The organism is Clostridioides sp. LIBA-6622, assembly GCF_056716095.1.
This window is the reverse complement of the sequence record NZ_CP196998.1, coordinates 2,351,041-2,370,713: the sequence shown is the minus strand read 5'-3', so window position 1 is coordinate 2,370,713 and position 19,673 is coordinate 2,351,041. Positions and strand designations below refer to the sequence as shown.

18 protein-coding genes and 1 pseudogene are annotated in these 19,673 nt (G+C 28.1%); 16 read left to right on the top strand and 3 right to left on the bottom strand.

Translation table 11 applies throughout. The features are described 5' to 3' along the window. Positions 1-26: 26 nt before the first annotated feature. The 7 genes and pseudogenes from ACTG47_RS11425 to ACTG47_RS11395 all read left to right on the top strand — a co-directional run bounded on the left by ACTG47_RS11425 (position 27) and on the right by ACTG47_RS11395 (position 7,297). Positions 27-830: a transporter substrate-binding domain-containing protein gene (locus ACTG47_RS11425; RefSeq protein WP_479924630.1), complete on the top strand. Its 804-nt coding sequence runs from the start codon at positions 27-29 to the stop codon at positions 828-830. Then, positions 823-1,491 carry an amino acid ABC transporter permease gene (locus ACTG47_RS11420; protein WP_479924629.1) on the top strand — a complete coding sequence of 223 codons (669 nt, stop codon included), beginning with the start codon at positions 823-825 and terminating at the stop codon, positions 1,489-1,491. The genes ACTG47_RS11425 and ACTG47_RS11420 overlap by 8 nt, the downstream gene beginning before the upstream one ends. A gap of 236 nt (positions 1,492-1,727) precedes the next feature. Beyond that, positions 1,728-2,390 carry an amino acid ABC transporter permease gene (locus tag ACTG47_RS11415; protein WP_169465918.1) on the top strand — a complete coding sequence of 221 codons (663 nt, stop codon included), beginning with the start codon at positions 1,728-1,730 and terminating at the stop codon, positions 2,388-2,390. A 60-nt stretch (positions 2,391-2,450) separates the two neighbouring features. After that, entirely contained in the window at positions 2,451-3,248 is a 798-nt protein-coding gene (locus ACTG47_RS11410; protein WP_479924628.1) for an amino acid ABC transporter substrate-binding protein, read from the top strand. 132 nt (positions 3,249-3,380) lie between these two features. Next, on the top strand, positions 3,381-4,556 hold the full coding sequence (locus ACTG47_RS11405; RefSeq protein WP_479924627.1) for a M20 metallopeptidase family protein: 1,176 nt from the start codon (positions 3,381-3,383) through the stop codon (positions 4,554-4,556). Between the two features lie 127 nt (positions 4,557-4,683). Next, positions 4,684-5,433, top strand: coding sequence for an amino acid ABC transporter ATP-binding protein (locus tag ACTG47_RS11400; RefSeq protein ID WP_169465923.1), 750 nt, complete (start codon positions 4,684-4,686; stop codon positions 5,431-5,433). 592 nt (positions 5,434-6,025) lie between these two features. Beyond that, a pseudogene (locus ACTG47_RS11395) lies at positions 6,026-7,297 on the top strand (dicarboxylate/amino acid:cation symporter). Between the two features lie 167 nt (positions 7,298-7,464). Here ACTG47_RS11395 and ACTG47_RS11390 read toward each other — a convergent pair. Then, positions 7,465-8,169: a Crp/Fnr family transcriptional regulator gene (locus ACTG47_RS11390; protein ID WP_479924626.1), complete on the bottom strand. Its 705-nt coding sequence runs from the start codon at positions 8,167-8,169 to the stop codon at positions 7,465-7,467. Positions 8,170-8,333: 164 nt separating this feature from the next. Here ACTG47_RS11390 and ACTG47_RS11385 point away from each other — a divergent pair, with 164 nt between their 5' ends. The 5 genes from ACTG47_RS11385 to ACTG47_RS11365 all read left to right on the top strand — a co-directional run bounded on the left by ACTG47_RS11385 (position 8,334) and on the right by ACTG47_RS11365 (position 14,241). Continuing rightward, positions 8,334-9,062, top strand: a complete 729-nt coding sequence (locus tag ACTG47_RS11385; RefSeq protein ID WP_479924625.1) for an ATP-binding protein — start codon at positions 8,334-8,336, stop codon at positions 9,060-9,062. Positions 9,063-9,119: 57 nt separating this feature from the next. Further along, positions 9,120-10,712, top strand: coding sequence for a hydroxylamine reductase (hcp, locus tag ACTG47_RS11380; protein WP_479924624.1), 1,593 nt, complete (start codon positions 9,120-9,122; stop codon positions 10,710-10,712). A gap of 259 nt (positions 10,713-10,971) precedes the next feature. Continuing rightward, complete coding sequence (locus tag ACTG47_RS11375) at positions 10,972-11,877, top strand: patatin-like phospholipase family protein (protein ID WP_479924623.1); 906 nt, start codon at positions 10,972-10,974, stop codon at positions 11,875-11,877. A 125-nt stretch (positions 11,878-12,002) separates the two neighbouring features. After that, positions 12,003-12,956 carry a peptide-methionine (S)-S-oxide reductase MsrA gene (msrA, locus tag ACTG47_RS11370; protein WP_479924622.1) on the top strand — a complete coding sequence of 318 codons (954 nt, stop codon included), beginning with the start codon at positions 12,003-12,005 and terminating at the stop codon, positions 12,954-12,956. A gap of 154 nt (positions 12,957-13,110) precedes the next feature. Beyond that, positions 13,111-14,241 (top strand): helix-turn-helix domain-containing protein, encoded by a 1,131-nt coding sequence (locus tag ACTG47_RS11365; RefSeq protein WP_479924621.1) that lies wholly within the window; start codon positions 13,111-13,113, stop codon positions 14,239-14,241. Positions 14,242-14,411: 170 nt separating this feature from the next. Here the strand turns inward: ACTG47_RS11365 and ACTG47_RS11360 are convergent, their stop codons facing one another. Both ACTG47_RS11360 and ACTG47_RS11355 read right to left on the bottom strand, forming a co-directional pair. After that, positions 14,412-15,374, bottom strand: a complete 963-nt coding sequence (locus tag ACTG47_RS11360) for an L-lactate dehydrogenase (protein WP_479924620.1) — start codon at positions 15,372-15,374, stop codon at positions 14,412-14,414. A gap of 101 nt (positions 15,375-15,475) precedes the next feature. Then, positions 15,476-16,444, bottom strand: coding sequence for an L-lactate dehydrogenase (locus ACTG47_RS11355; protein ID WP_479924619.1), 969 nt, complete (start codon positions 16,442-16,444; stop codon positions 15,476-15,478). A gap of 349 nt (positions 16,445-16,793) precedes the next feature. Between ACTG47_RS11355 and ACTG47_RS11350 the strand changes: the two genes are divergently transcribed. The 4 genes from ACTG47_RS11350 to ACTG47_RS11335 all read left to right on the top strand — a co-directional run bounded on the left by ACTG47_RS11350 (position 16,794) and on the right by ACTG47_RS11335 (position 19,587). Further along, positions 16,794-17,159 (top strand): hypothetical protein, encoded by a 366-nt coding sequence (locus ACTG47_RS11350; RefSeq protein WP_479924618.1) that lies wholly within the window; start codon positions 16,794-16,796, stop codon positions 17,157-17,159. 260 nt (positions 17,160-17,419) lie between these two features. Next, a complete protein-coding gene (locus ACTG47_RS11345) occupies positions 17,420-18,619 on the top strand; it encodes a DHHA1 domain-containing protein (protein WP_479924617.1) in 1,200 nt (399 codons plus the stop codon). 53 nt (positions 18,620-18,672) lie between these two features. Continuing rightward, positions 18,673-19,173, top strand: a complete 501-nt coding sequence (locus tag ACTG47_RS11340) for a GNAT family N-acetyltransferase (RefSeq protein ID WP_479924616.1) — start codon at positions 18,673-18,675, stop codon at positions 19,171-19,173. Between the two features lie 96 nt (positions 19,174-19,269). Beyond that, complete coding sequence (locus ACTG47_RS11335) at positions 19,270-19,587, top strand: hypothetical protein (RefSeq protein WP_479924615.1); 318 nt, start codon at positions 19,270-19,272, stop codon at positions 19,585-19,587. Positions 19,588-19,673: the final 86 nt, after the last annotated feature.

Here is a 19,673-nt window from a genome sequence, read left to right as displayed (position 1 = left end):
TTAGATTTAAAAGGAGAGAACAAAATATGAAAAAGCTTAAGTTAATTATTATGCTTGTTTTAGCATCATCACTTTTAATTACTGGATGTTCATCAGGAAATAATAAAAATAAAGAGGAGCAAAAAACTATAAGAGTTGCTACATCAGGAACGTATTTTCCTTTTGCTTTTAAAGAGAAAGATAAACTTAAAGGATTTGAAGTAGATTTCTGGAATGAATTTTCTAAACGAACTAATTGTAAAGTTGAATGGGTATTAACTGATTTTAGTGGATTATTTGGATTATTAGAAGCTGATAAAGCGGATGTAATATCTGCTCAACTCACTGCAACACCAGAAAGAAAGGAAAAATATGGTTTTTCAGATGCTTATAATTATAGTGGAACAAATATTATTGTTAGAAAAGATGATAATAGTATAAAATCAATAGATGATTTAGTTGGCAAAAAGGTAGGCGTAGGTACTGGAGCAGTAGCAAATGAAATACTAAAAGAAAAGTATCCAAATAGTGAAATAAAAATAGTAAATTATTCAAGTGCAACTCTTAAAGGAAACTATCAAGACCTAGAAATGGGAAGATTAGATGCAGTAGTTGCACAGGATGTTGAGGCTTTAATAGCTATAAAAGAACAAAAATTAAATCTTAAAATGATAGAACCTCCAATTCAATTTGGCGCTTGTTCTTTTGCACTTCAAAAAAATGAAAAAGGTGAAGAGTGGACAAAAGAAGTAAACAAAGTAATTGAAGATATGCATAAAGATGGAACCTTGACTAAAATATCTGAAACTTGGTTAGGAAAGGATATTACTAAGGAGCCTACTAATGAGTAATTTTAATTTTGAATTTTGTCTAAGTATATTCCCATTTTTAATTAAGGCCTTGGGAATAACAATACTAATATCTATTGCTGCATTTTTTATATCAATATTATTGGGTGTGATACTTGCATTTTTTACACAGACAAAATCAAAAATTTTGAAATACATAACTAGAGTATACATTTCATTCTTTAGAGGAACTCCACTTTTAATTCAAATATTTTTCTTTTACTTTGGATTTCCCATGATATTTTCTTTTATGAAAGATTGTTCTCCTTATTTAGCAATAGTAATTTGTTTAGGTGTAAATTCATCTGCATATATGGCAGAAATTATACGAGCATCCATTGAGAGTGTTGATAAAGGGCAACAGGAAGCCTGTTATGCTTTTGGATTAAGTAAATATCAGTCAATGGTTAGAATAATCTTACCTCAAGCAGCTACGTCTGCAGTACCTCCTATTGTAAGTTGTACATTAGATATAATTAAGGGTTCTTCCTTAGGTTTAACTATAGGAATACAGGATTTAATGGGAGTAGCTCAAGTAGAGGCAGCCTCAAGTTTTAAGTTCTTTGAGATATATATGGTAACGATACTAATCTATTGGGCAGTATCTATAGTATTGAGTAATATACAAAGTAAGGTTGAAAAAAGGGTAGGAAAAGCATATTAGATTTTAATGTCTAAAAACAGGTTATATAAATATGTTCCCTCTTGTAAATAAATTTTAAATTTTAGAAAAAACACATTTAGTAGTCTAAGTATCAAAAAAGTAGAGTATCAAAAGGGTCTATATAATCCATTGATAAAATAGTTTTTTTCTATTGGTAAAACAAGGAAAATTCTATTATAATTTAACATGTGACAAAAGTTTGCAAAAAACAACATTAAGTGAGGGGGACTTATTTTATGATTTTTAATATGAAATATTTTTTAGAATTATTTCCAATAATAATGAAATCATTCAATGTAACTGTGATTTTAGCAATAAGTTCATTAGTATTTTCATTAATTATAGGTACAATAGTAGCGTTATCATCTTATTACAAAGTGAAAGTATTGAATCAAATATGTAAAGTATATGTATCTATCTTTAGAGGAACACCTCTTATGCCACAATTATTCTTTCTATATTTTGGACTGGCATATATGAGTGATTTTGTTAAAAACATGGACCCAGTATTTGCAACCTCTATAGTACTTAGTTTGAATATGGGAGCTTATATGTCTGAAACTATAAGAGCATCCATACTTTCAATTGATAAAGGTCAGATAGAAGCATCATATGCAATGGGACTAACAAATTTACAAACAATGAAAAGAATAGTGATACCACAGGCTATAAGAGTTGCATTGCCATCATTATTCAATAATTTTATAGATTTAATTAAAGGGTCTTCTGTAGCTTTTGTTGTTGGAGTAAATGATATAATGGGTGCTGCTAAATCACAAGGAGCACTGAGCTTTAAGTTTTTTGAAGTGTATGGAGCAGTTATGGTAATTTACTGGTGTATAATAACTCCTTTAGGATGGGGACAAAAAAAGTTAGAAAAGAAGATAAGCGATTATTAGAAAATTAAAAAAATACATATAAAGTATTTTTATATAAAAAATGGTGTGAGGAGAAGAGATATGATAAAAAGAAATATTATAAAATGTTTAGTAGCAGTTTTAGCATTAACAGTTGTGGCTACTGGTTGCTCAAAAAAAGAGGAAGCAAAGAATGAAAAAGTTATAACTGTAGCTTCATCTAATTCAGCTGACCCATATTCTTACGTTGATAATGGTGAACATAAAGGTTTTGAAGTTGATATGTGGAAAGAAATTGGTAAAAGAAGTGGATATGAAATAAAAATGGAACCAACAGGTTTTAGCTCTATCTTTGGTATGCTAGATTCTGGTAAAGTTGATGTAGCAGCCAACTTCTTTGGAATGTCTAAAGAAAGATTAGAAAAATATGATGCTTCTATACCTTATGGTTCTGATTCTGTTTGTATAGCTGTAAAAGAGGGAAACAATGAAATTAATAAACTTGAAGATTTAAAAGGAAAAGTTGTAGCAATATCAGAAGGTTCTCAAGGTCAACAAGTTGCTGCTAGTGTTAATAAAGATAATTTATTTGAAGAAAAGGTTTATGGTGATGGTACTAATGGTATCCAAGATTTAGATTTAGGAAGAGTTAGTGCATGGATTGATGCAGAACTTACTGTTGTAGGCGATGCAAAAAAAGCTAATATAAAGGTGAGAGTATTAGATGACAAACTATCAGTTACTAATATAGCATATTTCTTTAAGAAAAATGATGAAAAATCTAAGACTATAAAAGCAGATGTAAACAAAGCAATAGAAGAAATGCTTGCAGATGGAACTGTGAAAAAAATATCTGAAAAATGGTTTGGAATGGATGTAAGTGCTGACATACAAAAATAAGCACTTCAAAACTAGAATATAAAGTCGTGATAACTATAGATAAATTTAGTGAATTTATCTATAGTTATCTGTGTATTATAATGTATTTATATTAGTATTTATAAATAAAAATAAGTTATGGAGGTATTACAAATGATTGAAACTAAAATAAAATCTATCGCATTAAAAAATAGAGAAAAAATCATAAAAATAAGACGACAGATACATAGTAATCCAGAGTTGGCATTTAAAGAATTTAAAACATCCAAACTTATAAAAGAAGAACTAGATAAACTTAATATAGAGTATATAGATGTTGCTGGTACAGGAGTATTAGCTACTATAAAAGGAAAAAATAATAGTGGTAAAACTATACTACTTAGAGCGGATATGGATGCCCTTCCAATAAAAGAGGAAAATGAGTTAGAATTTAAATCAATAAACGATAATATGCATGCTTGTGGGCATGATGCACATGTTTCATGGTTGTTAGGAACAGCAATGATTTTAAATCATATAAAAGAGGAACTTAATGGAAATGTAAAGTTACTATTTCAACCTGGTGAAGAAAAAGGAGGCTCTGATATTGTAATTAAAGAAAATGTACTTGAAGGTGTGGATGCATTAGCTACTGGTCATTGTTGGCCAACTATTGAATCAGGAAAAATTGGAATAGCTAGAAATTGTGCTATGGCAGCAACTAATACTTTTGAAATAACAATAATTGGTAAGGGTGGACATGGAGCAGAGCCTCATAATTGTATAGACCCAATTGCGGTTGGAAATGCAGTATATTCATCTATTCAACAGATAGTCTCAAGAAAGATTGACCCAGTTATACCAGTAGTAGTATCTGTTTGTTCTTTTAATTCTGGTGTTTCCAAAAATATAATACCAGATATATGTATACTTCAAGGGACTATTAGAGCAATAAGTCAGGAAAAAGTGATTGAAGTAAGTAAAATCCTAGAAAACATAGTAAGGAGCGTATGCAAAGCACATGGAGCAGATTGCAAGTTTGAAAAGAGTGCAGGAGGAGATGCTGTCATAAATGATAAAAATATGATAGAGCTTGGAAGAAAAAGTGCTTGCAAAATACTTGGAGATGAAAATGTTGAAATGATTGATTTTCCTGCAATGACAGGTGAGGATTTTGCTATTTATATGAAAGAGAAACCAGGTTTATTTATGTATATAGGTGTAGGTAATAAAGAAAAAAATATAAATTATAGATTGCACAACAACAAGTTTGATATAGATGAAAAATGTTTGAGCACAGCATCTTCCTTATTATCTCAGCTTGCAGTAGATTATTTATGTCAATTTTAGAGTATATTTATAAAATATATTTAGCTCAGAATCAAAATATTTAGTCTGTTTTTAAAATTAATACTGACATATTAATTTTTATATCAAGTATATTATTTATTATATTTATTAAAAAAGGTGGATAACAATGATAAAAGTAGAAAATTTACATAAAAGTTTTAAAGGTACAGAAGTTCTTAAAGGTATAAATTTAGAGATAAATCAAAGTGAAGTAGTAGCTATACTTGGTCCATCTGGGACAGGTAAATCAACACTACTTAGATGTTTAAATTATTTGGTCGAGCCTACAAAAGGAAAGATAATGATTGGAGATGTAAGGGTAGATGTAGAAAAAGCAACAAAAAAAGATATAGCAAATTTAAGAAAACATACATCTATGGTATTTCAGAATTATAACTTATTTAAAAATAAAACAGCACTAGAAAATGTAATGGAGGCATTAATAGTAGTACATAAAAAAAGTAAACAAGAAGCTAGAGAAATATCTTTAAAATTAATAGATAAAGTAGGTATGTTAGATAGAAAAGATTTTTATCCATCAAAATTATCAGGAGGTCAACAACAAAGGATAGGTATAGCTAGAGCGATGGCAGTAAATCCAAATGTAATATTATTTGATGAGCCAACATCTGCACTTGACCCAGAACTTGTTGGAGAAGTATTAAGTGTTATAAAATCGCTTGCAAAAGAAGGAATAACAATGCTTATTGTAACTCATGAAATAAATTTTGCAAAAGAAGTTGCTGATAAAATTATATTTATGGATAATGGTGTAATAGCTGAAGAAGGAACTCCTAATGAAATATTTAATAATCCTAAAAATGAAAGAACTGCAAAATTTTTAAATATAATTAGGAAAGAAGAAGTATCTAATTAAAAAAAGTATAAGTTAATTATCTTAAGATACATAAAATACTCCTATTAAATTTATAAGTTAGATAATAAATTTAATAGGAGTATTTTTTATTATTAGATTTATTATATAATTTTAAATTGGAAATATAGCTTATTTCTATTTTTATTTTAAAAATATCAGAGAATATTTAAATACATAAAAAAACAATGTTTGATAAAATATTATCTGTATTTACAATAGCATATTAATGAAATGATGTAATGTGGTAATTAAAGTCACTATACTAAAACATTGTCTTAAAGTATAAAGTATTAAACTTTAAAATAATCAAACTATATTATATATATTTTTTTATCTTATTTAGTTTGCTAAAATTAACATAGAAAAAAAGTTTTAAAAGTAGAATTTTATTAAGATTTATATATAGATATAAACTATTAAAAAAATATTAAAGATACAAAAAAACTATAGAAATTGACATATATTCCAGTATTTGCTAAAGTAGCTTTTGGGGAAAATTACAAAGATTATTAATGCGCATTAGATAATTTACTTTAATTTTTTTAGAATTTTGGGTGATTTACAATATAAAATATTAGAAAGGAAAATATAAATGAGAGACTTTTTAAAAAATTATAAGTCATCAATTATACTTTTATCATGTACCATAATAGGGGCGATAGTAGGATTAGTACTTGGTCCAAAAGCTTCAATACTAAAACCATTTGGGGATTTATTTATAAATGCTCTATTAATGATAGTAGTACCATTAGTATTTCTTAGTGTTTCTTCAGGTGTCGCTAGTGTAAAAAACATGGAACGTTTTGGAAAGATAATGAAGAATACAGCTATAGTATTTATGGGAACAACACTTGTAATTGCAGTTTTAGGTATTACATCTGCATTATTATTTAATCCATCTAAAGGATTAGATGTATCGAGTGTAAAAAGTTTAATGGTGGCTCAAGATGCAGAAACTTTAGAATCAAAAGGAACATTATTAGACCAAGTAGTGTCAAGTATTACAGTTAAAAACTTTGGAGATTTATTTTCTAGTAGTAATTTATTACAATTAGTTATATTTGCAGTTTTAGTTGGAACAGCAATAGCTATGATGGGGGATAGAGGAAACACTATAAGAAAGCTCTTATCAGAAGGAACAGAAGCAATATTAAAAGTGGTAAGTATAGTCATGCTTTATGCTCCTATAGGTCTAGGTTGTTATACAGCTACAATAATTGGAGAGCTTGGAAGTAAAATAATTCAAGGATATGTAAGGGTGTTTGTAATTTATTCTCTAACGGCAGCACTGTATTTCTTATTATTTTACAGTTTATATGCTTTTTTATCTGCTGGAAAACAAGGGTTTAGACAATTTTGGAAGAATGCTATAAAACCAATAGCAACAGCATTAGCTACTTCTTCAAGTTCAGCATGTATACCATCAAATTTAGAAGCTAGTAAAAATATAGGAGTTCCTGATGATATATCAGAAACAGTTATACCTTTGGGAATAAATATACATAAAGATGGCTCAGTCTTAGCAGTAATAATAAAAGTTGCATTTTTATCAGGTATTTTAGGTAGTGGTATGGCAAATCCAGCAACAATAGGTCAATTATTTGTAACTGTATTTGTTGTTGGAGTATTTATGGCTCCTGTAGCAGGTGGCTGACTTATTGGTGAGATGCTCGTGGTTAGCATCTTCGGTTTTCCAATGGAAGCAATTCCATTGTTGACAGTTATAACTACTATAACTGATATTCCTAATACTATATTAAATACAACTGGAAATACAGTAACATCAATGTTAGTTGCAAGGTTAGTGGAAGGAAAAGATTGGCTTGTAGATAAAACATCAATTACTACAAAAAAAATAAGCTAATTATAAAGTCAATTAATATATATAGTTAATAGATATCTTAATTTTAGATAAATTAGATATCTATTAACTTTTTAAAAAAAATATAAATTTAAGATTCAAATATAATATTTATACCTTGAATTAATTAATATAATATATTTTGAAATAGGTAATTTTAAATGTTTTACCTAATTTTGAAAACAGAAGATTTCAAAATTATTTTTATTAAAAGATAACAAACCCTCATCTCTCATCTTACCAAGTTCTCTTGACATAGAACTCCTATCAACACACAAAAAATCGGCCATTTCATTTCTTGAAAAAGGAACTGTAAATTTGTGACTACCTGTTTGTTCTATTTGTTTTGAAAAATACATAAGTAATTTTTCACGAGTCGTTTTACGAGAAAGTAATTCTATTTTATTGTGAAGTAAAATATTTTTTTCAGCTATTAATTGTAACATGTTCTCAATTAATCTATTATGAAATACACATGTAGATGAACAAATACCAGTTACACTTTTAAATTTTATAAATAAAACTTCACAAGAAGATGTTGTAGTCACTGTGACATTACTTTTATGTAGCCTAGTACATGCAAATACTTCTCCAAATAAATCTCCTGGTAAGAGTTCAGCTACAATATTTCTATTACCCTCAATATCTTCTTTTATTATATGTGCACTTCCTTTAAGCATAATACCAATAGAAGTAACCTCACTTCCAACTGAAAATATTATGCTATCCTTTGAATAAATCTTATCAACAACACCTAGACAGTCCAACATTGCTTCAAGTTCATCATTTTTAATTCCTTCAAAGAGAGGGATTTTTTTTAGCAGATTTATATGTTTTTCTAAAATTTTTTTCAAATAATCACTTCCTTGTTGCATATGCAACCGATAATTTGTTTTTATTGTACTATACTAAATTTATAAAAGCAAGGAGATATAAAAATCCTACTACAAAAAAATTAAAAGAAAAAGATGTAGGTCTTAAAAATAAATATCTAAGAAATCAATATTTTAAATTAAAAAAATTTTATGAGGTGATATAAATGATGAGAAAAATAATTAAAATCGATGAGAAAAAATGTAATGGTTGTGGATTATGTGTTGAAGCTTGCCATGAAGAAGCTATAGGAATGGTAAATGGAAAAGCAAAGCTTTTAAGAGATGATTATTGTGATGGTCTAGGAGATTGTCTACCAACTTGTCCAACAAATGCTATTTCATTTGAATATAGAGAAGCAGCAGAGTATGATGAAGCAGCAGTAAAAGCAAACATGGAAGCAAAGAAAGCACAAAAGACAAATTTAGCATGTGGATGTCCAGGTTCTCAGTCTAAATCTATAAAGAGAACAGTTTCAGATATTGAAAAGACAAATAATAATGTAGTAGCTGAAGTACAAGGGTCTCAGCTTAATCAGTGGCCAGTACAAATAAAACTTGTACCAGCTAATGCATCATATTTAAAAAATGCAAGTCTTTTAATAGCAGCTGACTGTACAGCATATGCATATGGAAATTTTCATAATAAATTTATGAAAAACAAGGTTACATTAATTGGTTGTCCTAAACTTGATGAAGTAGATTATGCTGAAAAACTTACAGAGATTTTAAAGGTGAATGATATTAAAAATATAGTAGTGACACGTATGGAAGTTCCTTGTTGTGGTGGTATAGTAAATGCTGTTAAGACAGCTCTACAAAATAGTGGAAAGATGGTACCATGGCAAATAGTCACTATCTCTGTAGATGGAAAAATTGTGGATGGAGAAATTTAAATAAGTTAATTATAAAAAATATAATAAATTTTAATAAATCAAAAGGGAGGAATAAAAATGGAGAATATGTTTTGTTTTCAATGTGAGCAAACAGCAGGTGGTAAAGGATGTACTATAAATGGAGTTTGTGGTAAAAAGGGGGGTACAGCGAACTTACAAGATGAGCTTACAGGAGTATTAATTGGTCTTTCAAGAGCAACTATTGGAAATAAAAATAGACCAACAAATGAAACAGATAAAGTTATGATAGAGGGATTATTCACTACTATAACAAATGTGAGTTTTGATGATGAAGCTATAGAAAGACAAATTGAAAAAACTGAGATAGAAAAAAATAAACTTGTACCTAAATGTTCAGATTGTGCAACCACTTGTAGTAGAAATGACAACTATGATATGAAAAACTTGTGGAACGATAATGAAGATGTACGTTCATTGAAATCATTAATTCTATTTGGACTAAGAGGTATGGCTGCTTATGCATATCATGCAATGGTACTTGGTTATACAGACAAAGAAGTAAATGAATTTTTCTATGAAGGATTAATAGCTGTTGGAGGGGATTTAGCTATTGATGAACTTTTAGGATTGGTTATGAAAACTGGCGAAATAAATCTAAAATGTATGGAATTACTTGATAGAGCAAATACTGAAACTTATGGGACACCAGAACCAACTCAAGTACCTATGAAAATTGAGAAAGGACCATTTATAGTAGTTACAGGACATGACCTTTATGATTTACACAAATTATTAGAACAAACAAAAGATAAGGGAATAAATATATATACTCATGGAGAGTTATTACCAGCACATGCATATCCAAAATTAAAAGAATACAAACACCTAAAAGGAAATTTTGGTACAGCATGGCAAAATCAACAAAAAGAGTTTGATAATATTCCTGCTCCAATACTGTTTACAACAAACTGCTTAATGCCTGTTAAAGACAGTTATAGAGATAGAGTATTTACTACAGAAGTAGTTGCTTATCCAGGTATGATTCATATCGATGAAGACAAAGATTTTTCTAGCGTAATAGAAAAAGCTCTTGAACTTGGAGGATATAAAGAAGATGTTCATATGACTGGTATCAATGGAGGAGATACATTAACTACTGGTTTTGCAAGAGGTACAGTTTCATCTGTACAAGATAAAGTAGTAGACGCTGTGAAAAGTGGAGATATAAGACACTTTTTATTAGTTGGAGGTTGTGATGGTGCAAAACCAGGAAGAAACTACTATACTGAATTTGTAAAACAAGCTCCTAAAGATACTGTTATATTGACACTTGCATGTGGAAAATATAGATTTAATGATTTAGACCTTGGAGAAATTGGAGGTTTACCTCGTTTAATGGATATGGGACAATGTAATGATGCGTATAGTGCAATACAAGTTGCAGTTTCATTGGCAAAGGCTTTTGAATGTGGAGTAAATGAATTGCCTCTTAGTATGGTATTATCATGGTATGAGCAAAAAGCTGTTTGTATACTTCTTACACTACTTCATTTAGGTATTAAAAATATTTATATAGGGCCTTCTTTACCAGCATTCTTATCTCAAAATGTATTGGATATATTGGTTGATAAATTTGCATTAACTCCTATATCTACTCCAGAAGAAGATATGAAAAAAATACTAGGATAAAGAAAATAAGTATTTGTAATTAGAATATTTTTAAATATAAGCAATTAAAATAAGTAAGAGCTATCTTTATTTAAAAGATGACTCTTACTTATTTTCTATAATACCTACTTTAGATACTATATACAATAGTACATAGTAATTTAAATGACCAAATAGTAACATCGTTATATAGAACTTGCATAAAATATATATACTATAATGAAATTATTTTGAACAAAATTTAAAATTGACAAGGTATTTTGTGTGGGGGTATATGTATATGAAAAATTCTAATTTTAATATATTGACATTTGATGGTGGTGGATTAAGAGGAGCATTGAGTATAGCCATACTTGAAAGGATGGTAAATGAGTATCCAAATTTACTAGATAATATAAATATGTTTGGAGGTACATCTACAGGAAGTTTAATCGCATTAGGTCTTGCATATGGTGTAAGTCCAAAAGATATAAAAGAACTCTATTCAATAGAAAATTCAAAGCATATTTTCAATAAAAGTTATGCAGAAATGTTAAGACCTAAGTATGAAAATAAAAATTTAAAAGAAGTTTTACTAAGTATATTTCCAGAAGAGCTAGAGTTAAAAGATTTAAAAAAATTAGTAATGATACCTAGCTTTTATATAGGAAATGAAGAAAACTCATGGAAACCAGTATTTTATAATAATATGCAAAGTTCTCTTACAAAGACTAGTAAAGTTATAGATGTAGCAATGGCAAGTAGTGCTGCTCCTGTGTTTTTTCCAACATATAACCGACATATTGATGGAGGAATAATAGCAACTGACCCAAGCCTAGCATGTATAATTCATGCTATTGATAGTGGGCTTAAACTTAAAAATACGAGACTTTTTTCAATAGGAACAGGATATGTATATAATAGTATAAAGGCAGATACTACTGAATGGGGAGCCATTGATTGGATAATTAATAAAGAACCCGATTTACCAATTATATCTATAACATTAGAAGGAAACTCTCAAATGAGCCAGTTGTTTTCTAAAAAACTTCTTGGAGATAATTACTATAGACTAAATCCAAAAATGGAAAAGGATGTAGCTATGGATGATTATGATGCATTAGAATATCTGATATCTTTAGGTGAAAATTGTGATATAAAAGATGCTTTTGGATGGATAAATAAAAAGAGTTTTTATAGAAAATAGATTCAATTTATAATTATGTTTACAAACATTATTTTTCTAAACAGATAAAAACAATAAAATACAAGATTATTAAGCAACTTCTTAGGGAATAAATAAAATATAATTTTTTTTAAGGAGTGATGAAAATGATAAAACTTGCTACTTTCGCAGGTGGATGTTTTTGGTGTATGGTGAAGCCTTTTGATAAATATGATGGAGTTATAAAGGTAGTTTCTGGGTATATAGGTGGTCATGTTGAAAATCCTACATATCAGGAAGTATGTTCAGGAACAACTGGTCATGTAGAAGCTATTCAAATAACTTATGATGATGGTATAATAAGCTATGATGAACTACTAAATATATTTTGGAAACAGATTAATCCTACAGATGATGGTGGGCAATTTGGTGATAGAGGAACTCAATATAAGACTGCTATATTTTATCATGATGAAGAACAGAAAAATATAGCTTTAAAGTCAAAAGAAAATTTGAAAAATAGTAAGATATTTGATAATGAAATAGTAACTGCTATAATTCCAGCAACTAAATTTTATGATGCAGAAGAGAATCATCAAGATTATTATAAAAAAAGACCCTTAAACTATAATATGTATTATAAAGGTTCAGGTAGATATAACTTTGTAAAAAGCCACTGGGATGGAAATAATATAAATAGAGAAGAGTTAAAAAAGACTTTAACTCCTATACAATTTGAAGTTACTCAAAATGATATGACAGAAGTGCCTTTTGAAAATGAATACTATGATAATGACAAAGAAGGGATTTATGTTGATATTGTAAGTGGAGAAGTATTATTTTCATCAAAAGATAAATTTAATGCAGGGTGTGGATGGCCAAGTTTTTCAAAGCCAGTAATAGATAAATCTATAGTTGAGAGAAGTGATTTTTCACAAGGTATGTATAGAATTGAAGTAAGAAGTGCTAAAGGAAATTCTCATTTAGGTCATGTATTTGATGATGGGCCAAAAGAACTTGGAGGCTTAAGATACTGCATAAATTCAGCCTCTCTTAAATTTATACCTAAAGAAGAGATGGAAGGTTTAGGATATGGAGAATATCTAAAGCTTTTTAAATAATTAAAATTAATTACTATAGACTTAGATAAAAGGTGAAAATAAAATATATATTTTCATCTTTTGTTTTTTTGTCAATAATGTGATAAATTATTAATTGTAATCTTATAATTTATATTGATAGATTAAGAATTTAATTTTGAAAGAGAGAAAACAAATGAATTTAAAAGACTTTAATGGAAAGAGATTAAAATCAGCTAGAGTTTTTAGAGCAAAGACTATAGAACAATTATCCAAAGAAACGAAAATAAATAAGAAAGATTTGAAGGCTTTTGAAGAAAATAAATATATTCCAAACATGGAAAATACATTAAAATTGTCAAATATATTAAATTTTCCAAAAGAGTATTTTTATAGAAATGAAAATATGACTGTTATTGTAGAGGATAGCCATTTTAATCCTCAATCTAAACTGCCTAGAGTAGAAGAGATTTCTTATAGAGAAAAAATAATTATTATTCACAAAATATATTCATTTATGGAGGATTATATTAAGTTTCCAAAAGAAAATTTACCAGATAAAAAAATAATGGCAGACATTGACATAAATGATATAGAACGTCTTGCATATAAAACTAGAGCGTTTTGGGATTTAAATAACAATCCAATAGTAAATATGGTAAATTTACTAGAATCTAATGGGATTATAATATCAGGTATGAATGTAGATAAAAAAGGGGCAACAATCTTTACTCAAAAACAGAGAATTGGTAAAGAAGTTAAATACTTAATATCTCTTGGAAATGATAAAAAATCTGCATCAATTAGAAATTATAATTTAGCATATGAACTTGGTTATATAGTCTCAAGTGAACTAAGAATACCAAATAAGCAATTTTCAGCAGATGAGTATGCTTGTGCATTTTTATTACCAAAAGATAGCTTTTTAGAGGATTTGATTCATCCAGAAGACATAGACTATTATGTAGAATTAAAGAAGAAGTGGATTGTACCTATGTCTGCTATGATTTTTAGAGCATATAATCTAGGAAAGATAAGTTACAAGAAATATAATTATCTTATGAATGAGATGGATAAAAAAGGATGGTTAAGAGAAGAACCTTTAGATAAAATGAAAGGTTCAAGTCCAATGTATTTAAAAAGAGCAGTTGAATTATTGATAGAAAATAAAATAATGAGTACAAATAGTATAGTATCAAGTTTAGAAGACTTTGGAATAAATCTTTATCCAGAAGATTTAGAATTGTTAATGGGACTAAAAAAAGGGGTATTATCCCAAAATATGAATAAAAAAAGCAAAGTTATAAAATTTGATGAGAAAAAGTAGATTGATATTTTAGTATTAAAATTAAAAGCAGGTATAAATTATTTAAACATTAACTTAGTTAAAAATTTTTTGTTATGAGTAATTTACCTGCTTTTGGTATAAATATTTGAATTTTTTTAAATGTTTTAAATTTGTTACTTCTCTAAATATGTATTATTTTTATCATTAATTTAAATATTTTTAGCAATTTCAATATATTTTTTCAAAATATCACATGACTTATTGAATTTCTCTTGTTCATTTTCAGTTAAGTTTATCTCTACTATAGATTCAACTCCATTTGAACCAATTATAGTAGGTACACCTGCAAACACATTTTCTTGTCCATATTCACCACTAAGCAAAGTTGAGACAGGTATAATTTTTCTTTCATCATGAAATATAGTCTTCACTATCTCTGTTAGGGCAGTTCCAATACCAAATTCAGTAGAGCCTTTACCATAAAGAACATCCCAACCAGCTCTTGCTGTTTTTTCAGTTAATTCATCTAAATTTAATTTACCATAAGCATTAGGATTTTCTTTAATAATATCAAATAATGGTTTACCACCAATTGAGACATGAGACCAAGGAACCATTTGAGAGTCTCCATGTTCACCCATAGAATAAGCTTGTATTGATTGTTGAGGGAGATTCGTTGTCTCTGATAAAAGTCTTTTAAGTCTTGAAGAATCAAGTGCAGTACCTGTACCTAAAACTTTATTTTTAGGGAATCCAGAAATCTTCCATATATAGTCAGTAATTACATCTACTGGATTTGAAATTACAATGAATATACCATCAAATCCAGACTTTACAACAGGTTTTATTATTGTTTTTATAACATTAATTGTAGATTCAAGTGTATCTAATCTAGTTTGATTTTCTTCAGGTAGTGGACCAGCACTTATCACTACAATATCAGAATCCTTACAATCATCAAGTGTCCCGCTCTTTATTTTTGTAGCATGTTTTAGATAAGAAACTGCATCAGCTAAATCTAAAGCTTGAGCCTTTGATTTACTTTCATCTATATCGACCATTAGTAACTCATCACAAACCCCTTGAGTTACCAAGCTAAATCCACAATGTGAACCAACATGACCAGTTCCAATTATTGATACTTTTCTAGGTTTTATTGCCAAATTTAACATCTCCTTACATTTTGTTTTATGTATACATACTATGATACTCTACGATAATCATAGAGTTATATAAATGAGCTAAATGAAACTCCTTTAAAATAATATTGAATTTAAAGTGTTTTTGAAAGTGCAATATGCTCTCTCAAAACAGAGCAAGATTTACTAAATTCATTTTGCTCATCTTCAGTCAGATTGATTTCTATAATTTCTTCTATACCATCTTTTCCTATAACACAAGGAACACCTGCAAATACATTTGTCTCATTATATTGACCTTCTAATAGAGTAGAAACTGGTAGAATTTTTTTCTCATTATGTAATATAGCTTTTACAATTTCTACTAAAGCAGTACCTATTCCAAATTCTGTACAATCTTTACCATTTATTATACTTATGCCTGTTTTCTTATTTCTTTCAACTATTGATGGTAAATCTAGCTTTCCATAACTAGTTGGATTATCCTTTATCATGTCTAAGATTGGTTTACCACCAATTGAAACATGAGACCAAGGGACCATTTGAGAATCTCCATGTTCACCCATAGAATAAGCTTGTATTGATTGTTGGGCTATTCCAGTCTCTTCAGATAGAAGTCTTCTAAGTCTTGTCGAATCTAAAGCTGTGCCAGTTCCAATAACTTTATTTTTAGGAAAACCAGATTTTTCCCAAATATAATTTGTAACTACATCAACAGGGTTAGATATGACTACAAATATGCCATCAAAACCAGAATTAACTATAGGTGTTACTATAGATTTAATCATTCCAATAGTTGGTCTTAGTAGGTCTAATCTAGTTGTGTTTTGTCTACGTAAAGGTCCTTCTGAAGAATCAGCAACACTTATTACCACTATATCTGAATCTTGGCAGTCAGCAAAAGTTCCTTTTTCTATAGATACTTTATGTGGTAAATAAGAAACTGCATCAGCTAAATCTAAAGCTTGAGCTTTTGCTTTAGACTCATCTATATCAATCATAAAGAGCTCATCACAAACTCCTTGAGTTATCAAACTAAATCCACAATGAGAACCAACATGCCCTGACCCCACAATAGATATTTTTCTTGGTTTTATTGCCATTTTAAATCACTCCCCCTAAAACAACGACACATCTATAAGAAAAGTATAGATGCTATTAAAAGCTGTTTTTGTATATTTTAATATTCTATTATTTCAGAAAATTTATTTAATATGATTTTATACTAAAATTTTTAAAAAATCAATGTTAATATACTCTATATTAATGAATGTTAAAGTATTATATGTATATTAAAAATTATTAATAATTATTAAAATATGTAATGTCACTGATATTTAGAACATTTAAGAGTTAAAAGATGTGCATAAATAATAATGATGTTGGTTGATAATTAGATTAAATTGATGTATACTGTTTCTTCAAATTAAAAAATAAAGGAGAAAATGTGTTATGAATGATTATACAAAAGAAGAATTGATGGAAGCACTGAGAGTAGTATCTTCAAGTATTACTAATTGTGAAAAAATACAACCAAAATTTGCAGAAGGCACTTCTCAGCACTCCCTTCTTAGAAATAGGATAAAAGCCTTGTATATTTCTAAGTCATTGATAGAATCTGAAGATAGTATAGCTAAAGATACTAAAAAAGAATTAATAGAAGCTTTACCTCCTATAACTTCAATTATTAGCAAATGTGAAAAAGGGCAGATAAAATTTTCTGAGGGTACATCTCATCATACACGTTTTAAGAATATTATAAAAGCAATGTATATTTCAAAATCATTAATAATGGATGAAATTAGTAAAAGAGATTAAAGCTTATTTTGCAATTTAACATGTTTTAATATACTTTTCATTATATAAAAAAATAAGTAAGCATATATGTTATGAAATATTGGAATAATATACAATTATAAATTTGTTAACATTAATATCTATATGTTAAAATATAGTAGAAGATAGTTAGTAAAGAGTAGGACAAGTTCTATTTTAATACAATTAAATTAAGTTTAGCTTGAATTTTGTATTTAAAAATTAAAGTAGTCTAGAATTAAGAAAATGGAGATAGAATCATAATGGAAAAGTTATATTATACAAACCAGTATATAAGAGATTTTACAGCAGAAATAATTGAAATAAAAGAAGTGGAAAATAAGTATCATGTTTTATTAGATAAGACGGCGTTTTTCCCTGGGGGAGGAGGTCAGTTTGGAGACATGGGGAAAATAGATACTTATGATGTAATAAGTGTGTATGAAGATGGGAAAAAAATATACCATGTATTAGATAAAAAACCTATAAAGATACATAAGGTAAAGTGTAGTGTTGATTGGGATAGAAGAGAAGATGGAATGCATCAACATTTTGGACAACATGTATTATCTGGATGTTTTTTTAAAACTTTTAACGCAAATACGACAGGTTTTCACCTTGGAAATGAGTATAGTACAGTGGATATAGAAGGTAATTTAGAAGAGGATAAAATTAGAGAGATAGAATTGCTTGCTAATGAGATTATTCATCAAAATATACAAGTAGAGACATTACTTCCAACAAAAAAAGAACTAAAAAAGATTTGGTTAAGACGTGACTTGCCAAATACTGATGAAGAGATAAGAGTAATAAAAATAGGTGATTTAGATACGAATGCGTGTTGTGGAGTGCATCCAAAGTCGACTAGTGAATTGAGAATAATAAAAATAAAAAAATGGGAAAAACATAAGTCAAGTACAAGAATAGAATTTTTAGCAGGGAAGAGGGCAGTGGATGAAGTATTAAAGAGGGATATATATTTGACTAAAATATGTAGATATTTGAGTTGTAGTGAAGAAGATGCCATAAATGGTATTGTAAATTTAAATAATAAAGTGGAAGAAGCACTAAGTAAAAAAAGAAAAATTGAAGAAATAGTAGCTAACTATCAAGTTAAAGAAATGGTCGAAAATGCAAATAAAATTGATACTATTTCAGTTATTAAAAAGGTTTATGATAATGAAGATTTAAAATATGTAAATAAAATAGCAAATAAAATTACAGAAGAAGAAAATAATGTCGCATTGTTGGCTGTTAAATTTGAAGATAAAATAAATCTAGTTTTTGCGTGTTCTAAAAATTTAAAAAATATTAACATGGGAAGTTTATTAAAAGATGCAATAAGTCTTATAGATGGTAAAGGTGGAGGAAGTCAGGTGTTAGCTCAAGGTGGAGGAAAAAATAATGGCAATTTAGAGGCTACACTTGATTATGCATTTATGAAGCTAGAAAAAACTCTATAGAATATATTTAAGCAAAAACATCAATGTAATAAAAGAGATATGGGGGAATAAATATGGAGCAACAAAAGGATTACATAGAGTTATATGAAAATGAAGAATTAATAGAGATAAGAGAAGCTCGCATAGATGATTTGGATGTAATAGCAAAATTTAATTATAATTTAGCTAAAGAAACTGAAGGAAAAGAGCTCGATATGGATGTTATGACTAAAGGTGTAAAAGCATTATTATTGGATGAAAGAAAAGGCAAATATCATGTCTATACAGTGTTTGATAAAGTTGTTGCACAGATTATGTATACATATGAGTGGAGCGATTGGAGAAATGGAAACTTCCTTTGGATTCAAAGTGTATATGTAGAGAAAAAATATAGAAGAAAAGGTATTTTTAATTACTTATTTAATTATATAAAAAATATGTGTGATAGAGATGAAAGTATCGTTGGAATGAGATTATATGTAGAAAAAGAAAATGTAAATGCAAAAGCAACGTATGAGTCTTTAAATATGTATGAGTGTGATTATAATATGTATGAATATGAGGTAATACACTAGTAATATAAACCTATAATATTATAGGTTATGGTGTATATTAAAAATTGTGTGAAATAAACTGGATATTATAAATTAGAATTTTTAGGGGGTATAAAAATGGATGTTTTTAAAGGAATGTTTTATGTATTTTTATTTTTAGATTTAGTATCAATATTTTGCTTCTTTTTTAATAAAGGAAAAATAGCATCTAATAAATTCGTATTTAATGCAATAGGAGTACTTACATTTGTGCTTTGCTTTATGCTTTTTAGTTATTATCCAAATAGTAATATTCTTGGTAAATTTATTGCATCTATATTTTTTGTATTTGGCATTGTAGGAGTTATGTTAAAAGAGAAAAACTTTTTATATGCCAGACTTTTATTAACTTTTGTTATTGTTTTTTCTACACTTATATTGTTCGTTATTCATTAAAATATATTTGTATAAGAATTTGTTAAGGTCTACACTTTTAAGTGTAGACTTTTTTATGTTTTTAACAAATATTTAAGGAAATTTTA

What these genes read in the sequence shown, in the direction of transcription:
- ACTG47_RS11420 (WP_479924629.1), top strand. Translation starts at nt 823, where the DNA reads ATGAGTAATTTTAATTTTGAATTTTGTCTAAGTATATTCCCATTTTTA.
- ACTG47_RS11375 (WP_479924623.1), top strand. Translation starts at nt 10,972, where the DNA reads ATGAAAAATTCTAATTTTAATATATTGACATTTGATGGTGGTGGATTA.
- ACTG47_RS11340 (WP_479924616.1), top strand. Translation starts at nt 18,673, where the DNA reads ATGGAGCAACAAAAGGATTACATAGAGTTATATGAAAATGAAGAATTA.
- ACTG47_RS11335 (WP_479924615.1), top strand. Translation starts at nt 19,270, where the DNA reads ATGGATGTTTTTAAAGGAATGTTTTATGTATTTTTATTTTTAGATTTA.
- ACTG47_RS11355 (WP_479924619.1), bottom strand. Translation starts at nt 16,444, where the DNA reads ATGGCAATAAAACCAAGAAAAATATCTATTGTGGGGTCAGGGCATGTT.
- ACTG47_RS11405 (WP_479924627.1), top strand. Translation starts at nt 3,381, where the DNA reads ATGATTGAAACTAAAATAAAATCTATCGCATTAAAAAATAGAGAAAAA.
- ACTG47_RS11365 (WP_479924621.1), top strand. Translation starts at nt 13,111, where the DNA reads ATGAATTTAAAAGACTTTAATGGAAAGAGATTAAAATCAGCTAGAGTT.
- hcp (WP_479924624.1), top strand. Translation starts at nt 9,120, where the DNA reads ATGGAGAATATGTTTTGTTTTCAATGTGAGCAAACAGCAGGTGGTAAA.
- ACTG47_RS11385 (WP_479924625.1), top strand. Translation starts at nt 8,334, where the DNA reads ATGATGAGAAAAATAATTAAAATCGATGAGAAAAAATGTAATGGTTGT.
- ACTG47_RS11400 (WP_169465923.1), top strand. Translation starts at nt 4,684, where the DNA reads ATGATAAAAGTAGAAAATTTACATAAAAGTTTTAAAGGTACAGAAGTT.
- ACTG47_RS11350 (WP_479924618.1), top strand. Translation starts at nt 16,794, where the DNA reads ATGAATGATTATACAAAAGAAGAATTGATGGAAGCACTGAGAGTAGTA.
- ACTG47_RS11410 (WP_479924628.1), top strand. Translation starts at nt 2,451, where the DNA reads ATGATAAAAAGAAATATTATAAAATGTTTAGTAGCAGTTTTAGCATTA.
- msrA (WP_479924622.1), top strand. Translation starts at nt 12,003, where the DNA reads ATGATAAAACTTGCTACTTTCGCAGGTGGATGTTTTTGGTGTATGGTG.
- ACTG47_RS11360 (WP_479924620.1), bottom strand. Translation starts at nt 15,374, where the DNA reads ATGTTAAATTTGGCAATAAAACCTAGAAAAGTATCAATAATTGGAACT.
- ACTG47_RS11345 (WP_479924617.1), top strand. Translation starts at nt 17,420, where the DNA reads ATGGAAAAGTTATATTATACAAACCAGTATATAAGAGATTTTACAGCA.
- ACTG47_RS11415 (WP_169465918.1), top strand. Translation starts at nt 1,728, where the DNA reads ATGATTTTTAATATGAAATATTTTTTAGAATTATTTCCAATAATAATG.
- ACTG47_RS11390 (WP_479924626.1), bottom strand. Translation starts at nt 8,169, where the DNA reads ATGCAACAAGGAAGTGATTATTTGAAAAAAATTTTAGAAAAACATATA.
- ACTG47_RS11425 (WP_479924630.1), top strand. Translation starts at nt 27, where the DNA reads ATGAAAAAGCTTAAGTTAATTATTATGCTTGTTTTAGCATCATCACTT.